The following is an 8179-nucleotide window of genomic DNA, read 5'->3' on the forward strand; positions in this document are numbered from 1 at the left end:
TACAAACAGGTGTTTTTTACTCTGAAATTTGGTTATAATCTCCAACACTTAAGTCTCCTGCTTTTTTACTTATTATAGCATAATTGCCTATCATACTATTCTCCAACACTACTTTGGATAGCGTGGAATTAGTTTGAATTATTGATTTTTCGATTCTGGAATCATACACTTGAGAGTTGTCACCAAGTGATACATATGGCCCAATTACTGAATTATTTACTATTGCATTTTCACCCACATAAACGGGAGGAATGATTACAGAGTTCTTTATTTCAGCACTTTCGGCAATTAGATGCGTATCTTTTATAAACTCCAGATATCTAGTATTGGTATGAACAGTTGCGTTCTTGTTGCCACAATCCAACCATTCTGTAACGGCACCAGGTTTGAAATTGGTGCCATTTTTTTTCATATTCTCTAAAGCGTTTGTAATTTGATATTCACCTTTGTCGCGAACATCATTGTCTATTAGATATTGAAGCTGCTCTTTTAGGTAAGCTCCATCTTTGAAATAATAAATGCCAATAATCGCCAAGTCTGATACAAACTCTTGAGGCTTCTCCACGAAGTCCGTAATGATTCCTTCATTGTTTATTTTTACAACGCCAAAAGCTGTAGGGTCTTCAATTTTCTGAACCCAGATAATGCCATCTTCATTTGTATCCAATGTAAAGTCAGCCTTAAAAAGCGTGTCAGCAAATGCCACAATTGTATTGCCATGCAAATGTTCTTGCGCACAAAGAATCGCATGTGCCGTTCCAAGTGCTTCTTCCTGATAATGGATGCTACCTTCAGCGCCCACATTTTTGGCGATTTCAAGTAATTGATTTTCAACAGCTTCGCCAAAATGACCGATAACGAAAGCCACGTGATCTATATTATTTTGAGCTACTTTCGCAATATCTTCCACTAATCGTTGCACGATTGGTTTGCCTGCAATAGGTACGAGTGGTTTTGGAACAGTAAGGGTATGAGGTCTCATTCGTTTGCCCATTCCAGCCATTGGTACGATTATATTCATATCAGAATTTAATTATCTACTTCAAATTTAATTTTTTCCAGTACTTCCGTATCCTCCCGCTCCTCTTTCTGTAGCGCTGAGTTCCGTGCCATTTTCCCAAGTTATTTGCTCATGCTTGGCCACTACTATTTGAGCTATTCTTTCTCCATCTTTTACCTCAAATGCCTCATTCGAAAGATTTACCAATAATACTTTTATTTCACCTCTATAGTCTGCATCGATGGTACCTGGACTATTAAGAACAGTAATACCATGCTTATACGCCAAACCACTTCTTGGTCTCACTTGGGCTTCGTAGCCAGCGGGCAGTTCCATGAAAAGTCCAGTACCTATAAGTTTGCGTTCCAAAGGCTGCAACATCTCGCTTCTATCAATATTTGCTCTGAGATCCAGTCCAGCTGAAAGCTCAGTTTGATATTCAGGCAAAGGATGCTTGGATGAATTGATAACCTTAACTTTCATTGATTTTTAGAGATTTCAATCTCCTTTTTTCGATCAAAAATACGACTAATAAAAATGCCACAATTACCAACAAATGGAAAGAAGTTGCCAATAATTGAGAACTCAATTGCACCTCCATTACGGCATAAGTAAGCGCAAGTGTAACCGAAATATAGCCCAAATCTGCCCAAATCTTGTAAGGAATGGGATAATATTTCTGCCCAAAGTAAAAACAAACCACAGTCATTAATGAATAACAACCTACAGAAGCTAATGCGCTACCCACATAGCCAAATTTAGGAACCAAAACAATATTGAGAATAATAGTAGCTATGGCACCTAATACGGTGATCCATGTTCCATAATATGTTCTGTCGGATAATTTGAACCAGATAGAAAGATTGAAATACACGCCTAAAAATAGATAGGCTAACAAAAGCAAAGGCACCATTTCTAAACCTTCTCTGTATTCAGGTCTGCGAAGCAATAGACCAATCACATCCAAATTTATGCTAACTGCTAATAAGATGAAACAAGCCAAAATCACGAACCAATGCATGGCATCACTAAATAATGCCGGAGATTCTTTGTCTTTCGCTCTAGAGAAAAAGAAAGGTTCGGAGGCATAGCGAAATGCTTGAACTGTTAGATTCATAAAAACTGCTAATTTGAAGCAGGCACCAAAAATTCCAAGAGCTTCTTGACTTGTTTTACCAGGATAAAAGCCTTCGGGAAGTAAAACCTCAAAAAGTGCCCTAGAAAGCATATCATTTGTAACGCCAGCCAAACCTAAGAATAGGAGAGGGTAAGCATACTTGAGCATTGGCTTGAGGGTTTCAAAATCAATTTGAAATCTGAGTCGAGCTAAATAAGGACTAAGGAAAATCAACAAACAGGCATTTGCAATCAGATTGGAAATGAATACATACTCGATTCCATAATTTGGATTGTAAATAGGGTCAATGATTTCCTTGAATTGCGGGAGGAATTCACCATCCCAAATGCCTTTGCAGAGCACAATGAAGAAAAGATTGAGACCGACATTAATGCCAATATTGCCCAATTTTGCTCCAACAAAAGCCCAAGTTTTTCTCCGCAATCGGAGTTGTGCGAATGGAATGGCTACAAAAGCATCGATCGCAAGAATGGCAGCAAACCAATAAACAAATTGCTCATTTCCTTCATAACCAATAGCATTGATTATTGGCGTAGCAAAGTACACCATGACCCCAGAGAAAAAGAGACTGCTGAGTAAAATTAAGGAAGTGGCAGTATTATACACTTTTTGCTCATTTTCTGGATTTGCAGCTGCAAATCGAAAATAGGCAGTCTCGAGTCCATAGGTATAGAGTACATTGAGAAAGGCGACAAACGCATAAACTTTAGTGACTACGCCATACTCACCTGTAGCAAAAACAGCCGTATAGAATGGTACAAGCAAATAGTTGAGCAATCGCCCAACTATGCTGCTTATTCCATACAAGGCGGTATCCCCCGCTAGTTTCTTAAGTGGATTCATTCCGCCTAGCTATTGCTATTCATTGATTTTATTCACCTTTGAATTCAGCTTTTCTTTTTTCTAAAAATGCTGTTGTTCCTTCTTTGAAGTCTGCTGTTTTGCAGCAAATTCCAAAGCCGTTGGCTTCAGTTTGGAATCCGTCTTCTTTGGGGAGGTAAGCAGCATTTACGCAATCTACTACCAAGCCGATGGCAATTGGAGCTTTGGCCATAATGGTTTGTAGTATAGCAGTAGCTTTATTGATAGCTTCTTCCTTATCTGCACATACATGGTTGACCAATCCATGATTTAAAGCTTGTTCGGCATTGATCACTTCACCCGTCATCATCCATTCTATGGCTTTTCCTTTTCCTACAAGTTGGGTTAGTCTTTGCGTGCCGCCATAGCCTGGGATCACTCCAAGGTTTACTTCTGGTTGCCCAAATTTGGCTCTTTCTACTGCAACACGCATGTGGCAGGCCATTGCCAATTCGCACCCACCGCCAAGTGCAAAGCCATTAACTACAGCAATTACTGGTTTTGGACAATTTTCAATCATTTGAAAAACCTCCTGTCCACTTTCACTGAATTTCCTGCCGTTCACTTCATTCAGCCCTGCAATTTCAGATATGTCTGCTCCAGCGGCAAAAGCTTTTTCGCCAGCTCCTGTAAGGATTACTGCTTTTATTTCTCTGCTGTCCATCACATTATTAAATACCTCTCTGAGTTCCGCAATTGTTCCAATGTTAATTGCGTTTAATTTGTCGGGCCTGTTAAGTGTAATTGTGAGGATTCCCTCTTTATTGCTAAGACTAATATTTGAAAATTCGGTCATTGTTTATCGTATTAGGTTTGGTCAAATATACTAGGTGACTTGGGAAAGTTAAAGAAATAGATTTGGATAGGCCTTATTGCTCTCCTAGTCATTTATTTCTAACTCAGAATTTTGGTAAATCATTACCGTTCTTCATAGCTTATTTAGGTTAATCACTCCTATTGATTAATTTTGTGGCCTAATTACAAGCCCATAATTATTTAAAACGATAAAATCTTAATTATATGTCTTCAAAAACCAAAATTACCGTTGCCTACGGAGATGGTATAGGTCCTGAAATAATGTCAGCTACGTTGAAAATTCTTGAAGCTGCAGGCGCAAGAATTGAAACAGAAGTTATAGAAATAGGTGAAAAGGTTTATTTGAAAGGCATTACATCTGGTATTGAAGAAAGTTCTTGGGAATCGCTTTCTCGTACAAAGGTGTTTTTGAAAGCACCAATTACTACACCACAAGGTGGAGGTTTTAAGAGCTTAAATGTAACTACCCGCAAAACCCTTGGCCTTTATGCTAATGTAAGGCCATGCCGTAGTTTTCACCCTTTTGTAAAAACAAATCACCCTAAAACAGACATGGTGATTGTGCGTGAAAATGAAGAAGATCTTTATGCAGGTATTGAATACCGCCAAACTCAAGAGGTGACAGAAGCGCTGAAACTGGTGTCAAGACCAGGCAGTGAAAAAATTATCCGATATGCATTTGAATACGCCAGAAAATATGGTCGTAAAAAAGTGACTTGTATGAGTAAGGATAATATCATGAAAATATCAGATGGATTGTTCCATCAAATTTTCAATGAAGTAGCACTTGAGTATCCTGAAATCGAGACTAACCATGTCATCATTGATATTGGATCTGCCTTGATAGCGGATCGTCCGGAGATGTTTGATGTGATAGTTACATTAAACTTATACGGAGATATTATTTCAGACATTGCTGCTCAAATTACCGGTTCTGTTGGTCTAGGAGGAAGTGCAAATATTGGCAATGATGTAGCTATGTTCGAGGCAATTCATGGTTCTGCGCCGGATATCGCTGGTAAAGGAATTGCAAACCCTTCTGGCTTGCTCAATGCGGCTATAATGATGCTAGTACATATTGGACAGCCGGACATTGCTGAAAAAGTGAGCAATGCTTGGATGAAAACAATTGAAGATGGTGTGCATACTGGCGATATTTATAAGGACGATCTCAGCAAGGTAAGAGCAAGTACTGCCTCTTTTGCCGATGCTGTAATCGAAAGATTAGGTCAATTACCTAGCACAATGGTTCCTGCAAAATTCAAATCTGAAGTAAAGGAAGCTACAAAAGCACTAAAAGAAAGACCATACGAGAAAAAAGAATTGGTTGGCGTGGATGTGTTTCTTGATTGGACTGATGATAATCGAGATCCAAATGTCTTAGGAGAGAAAATGAGAAACATTAGTGGAGAAGGCCTTACACTAAATATGATCAACAATAGGGGAGTAAAAGTGTATCCAGGAGGCAAGCCTGAAACATTCTGCTCAGATAATTGGAGATGTAGATTCAATGCAACTGCTGAAACTTGTACTCATCAGCAAGTGATTAAATTGCTAGAAAGAATTACTAATGCAGGTTTAGAGTTTGTGAAGGTAGAGCACCTTTATACATTCAACGGCGTTAGAGGCTATTCTCTAGGTCAAGGTGAATAAGAATTAAAATACTGGTATATATTAAATAGGCTGGCCAATTTGGCCAGCCTATTTTTTTTCAGAAAGTCCCAATCAATTGCGGAAGGTTTTCAATAATGTCTTTCACCATGTAAGGGAGATCATAATCTGGCTTCCAATGCCAATCTTCTCTGGCAGCTGAATCGTCAATGCTATTAGGCCAGCTATCTGCAATTCCTTGACGGGAATCTGGTTTGTAAGTAATTTTAAAATCAGGATAGTGTTTCCTTATTTCTTCATAGATTTCTTCAGGGCCAAAGCTAAGCGCGCCAACATTGTAACTTGAGCGAACTTTCACATTTTCTATTGGTGCTTGCATCAAGTCAATAGTGGCTTTGATAGCGTCTGGCATATACATCATCGGTAATAATGTGCCTTTATCCAAAAAGCATTCAAAGGATTCGCCTTCAATGGCCTTATGAAAAATATCTACTGCATAATCAGTAGTGCCACCACCAGGTAATGATTTGTAACCAATCAAACCCGGGTAGCGCAAACTTCTTACATCAAGACCATATTTTAGAAAGTAATACTCGCACCATCTCTCGCCAGCAAGTTTACTTATGCCATACACAGTGCTAGGATCCATTACACAATTTTGCGGTGTATTATCCACTGGCGTATTTGGACCAAATACAGCAATAGAGCTTGGCCAATATATTTTATTGAGTTTCTTTTCCCTGCCAAGTTCCAACACATTGAGGAGTGACTTCATATTTAAGTCCCAAGCCCATATTGGGTTCTTCTCGCCGGTAGCAGATAGGATAGCGGCTAAATGATAGATTTGAGTGATATTATGCTTATCGATAAGGTCGCATATGGCTGCTTTGTCCATAGCATCTAAAGTGAAGAATTGTAAGCCGTCAAAAATTTTCCTCGACCTATCGTTTATGTCAGTGGCTATTACATTGGTAGTGCCGTGCAATTTTGCCAGCGCAAAGGTAAGCTCTGAGCCTAATTGACCTCCAGCACCAATTACCAGAATTTTTTCCATGTTAATTTTGGGTAAAATGTTTGTTTTGGGTTCTCAAAATTACAAATCTTGGGCAAACCATTGTTTAAAATATCTATTAGCTTATGGACGGTCTTCTTTTTATTTTTGGGGATGCATCCAAGTTTTGAGGAATACTTAAGTAGCAAGAAGATTGATTCTGCGGATTTGAAGAAAGCTAGACCACAACTTTGGTTGGAATGGGAGCAACAATACGAGCAGTTAAATCCTACAACCTTTACAGATCAGAAACTTTATTTAATCAATCCATTGCGGAGGGAGTTTCCTTTGAAGACTGAACAAGAAAATTAAATTATAGACAAAAGCATTTTTGAGGAGTTTAATATTAGATCATTCAGATTATCCTCCCGCTTTTTTCCCAAAGACTAAAAACGTATAAACTCATGTATAGTACACTAAAAGAAAAATTAAGTAAAGAACTGCAAGAAATTAAAGATGCAGGTCTTTATAAAACAGAAAGAATTATTACCACTCCACAGGGAGCGGACATCAAAACGAGCGAAGGGCGGGAGGTTATAAACTTTTGCGCAAATAACTATCTAGGTTTATCATCCGACCCAAAAGTAATTGAAGCTGCTAAAAATTCCATTGACACACATGGATTTGGAATGTCTTCTGTGCGCTTTATTTGTGGAACGCAGGATATCCATAAAGAATTGGAAGAGAAGATTTCAAAGTTTTTGGGAATGGAAGATACTATATTATATGCCGCAGCTTTTGATGCAAATGGTGGAGTATTCGAGCCACTTTTTGGTCCTGAAGATGCAATAATTTCTGATGCGCTAAATCATGCAAGTATTATTGATGGAGTGAGACTTTGCAAGGCAATGCGGTATCGCTATAATCATAATGACATGGCCGATTTGGAGCAAAAACTCATCGAGGCTAATGAAGCAGGGGCGAAAGAGAAGATTATTGTGACTGATGGTGTATTTTCAATGGATGGCACGATTGCCCAACTAGATAAAATCTGTGATTTGGCTGATAAATACAACGCCTTAGTAATGACAGATGAGTGTCATTCAACGGGATTTATGGGTAGAACTGGCCGTGGAGTACATGAATTCCGCAATGTGATGGATAGAGTAGATATTATCACAGGCACTTTGGGTAAGGCATTGGGAGGTGCTTCTGGTGGCTTTACCTCAGGTAAAAAAGAGATTATTGAAATCCTTCGTCAACGATCAAGACCATATTTGTTTAGCAATACGCTAGCTCCATCAATTGTAGGTGCGTCTATTGCGGTCTTTGACAGACTAAGTGAAACTACAGAATTGCGTGATAGACTTGAAGAGAACACCAAATATTTCAGAGAGCAAATGACTGAAGCAGGCTTTGATATAAAGCCTGGCGAGCATGCAATAGTACCGATTATGTTGTACGAAGCTCCACTAGCTCAGCAATTTGCAGAGAAGCTATTAGCGAAAGGTATATATGTAATTGGATTCTATTATCCGGTAGTACCAAAGGGACAAGCTAGGATTCGAGTTCAGATTTCAGCTATTCACTCACGTGAACATTTAGATAAAGCAATAAATGCTTTCACCGAAGTGGGTAAAGAACTTGCAGTATTGAAATAGAAGTGGTGAAATGTAATTAATTAGGGCATAATACTGAAAAATAGTTGGTGAAACGCCCATATAGGCTTTGACTATCAATAAGTTACGTAGAGTTTACTGAA

8 protein-coding genes are annotated in these 8179 nt (G+C 38.7%); 3 read left to right on the forward strand and 5 right to left on the reverse strand.

The window, feature by feature from the left end; genetic code table 11:
- Positions 1 to 16 precede the first annotated feature (16 nt).
- From ACOXY8_RS16780 to ACOXY8_RS16795, 4 genes are read right to left on the reverse strand one after another with little or no spacing between them, the layout of a single operon-like run.
- The gene (locus ACOXY8_RS16780; protein ID WP_458332775.1) at positions 17 to 1021 is read right to left on the reverse strand and encodes a sugar phosphate nucleotidyltransferase; all 1005 of its coding nucleotides are present in this window, start codon (positions 1019 to 1021) and stop codon (positions 17 to 19) included.
- 27 nt (positions 1022 to 1048) lie between these two features.
- The gene (gene dut / locus ACOXY8_RS16785; protein ID WP_458332776.1) at positions 1049 to 1483 is read right to left on the reverse strand and encodes a dUTP diphosphatase; all 435 of its coding nucleotides are present in this window, start codon (positions 1481 to 1483) and stop codon (positions 1049 to 1051) included.
- On the reverse strand, positions 1473 to 2981 hold the full coding sequence (locus ACOXY8_RS16790; RefSeq protein WP_458332777.1) for an oligosaccharide flippase family protein: 1509 nt from the start codon (positions 2979 to 2981) through the stop codon (positions 1473 to 1475). The genes dut and ACOXY8_RS16790 overlap by 11 nt, the downstream gene beginning before the upstream one ends.
- Positions 2982 to 3009: 28 nt before the next feature.
- A complete protein-coding gene (locus tag ACOXY8_RS16795; RefSeq protein ID WP_458332778.1) occupies positions 3010 to 3795 on the reverse strand; it encodes an enoyl-CoA hydratase/isomerase family protein in 786 nt (261 codons plus the stop codon).
- Between the two features lie 224 nt (positions 3796 to 4019).
- Between ACOXY8_RS16795 and ACOXY8_RS16800 the strand changes: the two genes are divergently transcribed.
- The gene (locus tag ACOXY8_RS16800) at positions 4020 to 5468 is read left to right on the forward strand and encodes an NADP-dependent isocitrate dehydrogenase (protein ID WP_458332779.1); all 1449 of its coding nucleotides are present in this window, start codon (positions 4020 to 4022) and stop codon (positions 5466 to 5468) included.
- 58 nt (positions 5469 to 5526) lie between these two features.
- Here ACOXY8_RS16800 and ACOXY8_RS16805 read toward each other — a convergent pair whose 3' ends face one another.
- Complete coding sequence (locus ACOXY8_RS16805; RefSeq protein ID WP_458332780.1) at positions 5527 to 6480, reverse strand: NAD-dependent epimerase/dehydratase family protein; 954 nt, start codon at positions 6478 to 6480, stop codon at positions 5527 to 5529.
- A 48-nt stretch (positions 6481 to 6528) separates the two neighbouring features.
- Here ACOXY8_RS16805 and ACOXY8_RS16810 point away from each other — a divergent pair, with 48 nt between their 5' ends.
- Together ACOXY8_RS16810 and kbl are read left to right on the forward strand one after the other, a co-directional pair.
- Positions 6529 to 6789, forward strand: a complete 261-nt coding sequence (locus ACOXY8_RS16810; protein WP_458332781.1) for a hypothetical protein — start codon at positions 6529 to 6531, stop codon at positions 6787 to 6789.
- 92 nt (positions 6790 to 6881) lie between these two features.
- Positions 6882 to 8078: a glycine C-acetyltransferase gene (gene kbl / locus ACOXY8_RS16815; protein ID WP_458332782.1), complete on the forward strand. Its 1197-nt coding sequence runs from the start codon at positions 6882 to 6884 to the stop codon at positions 8076 to 8078.
- The last annotated feature ends 101 nt before the right edge of the window (positions 8079 to 8179 follow it).

Origin of the sequence: Peijinzhouia sedimentorum, assembly GCF_049340005.1 — a bacterium.
Classification (GTDB): Bacteria; Bacteroidota; Bacteroidia; order Cytophagales; family Cyclobacteriaceae; genus CAXBDP01.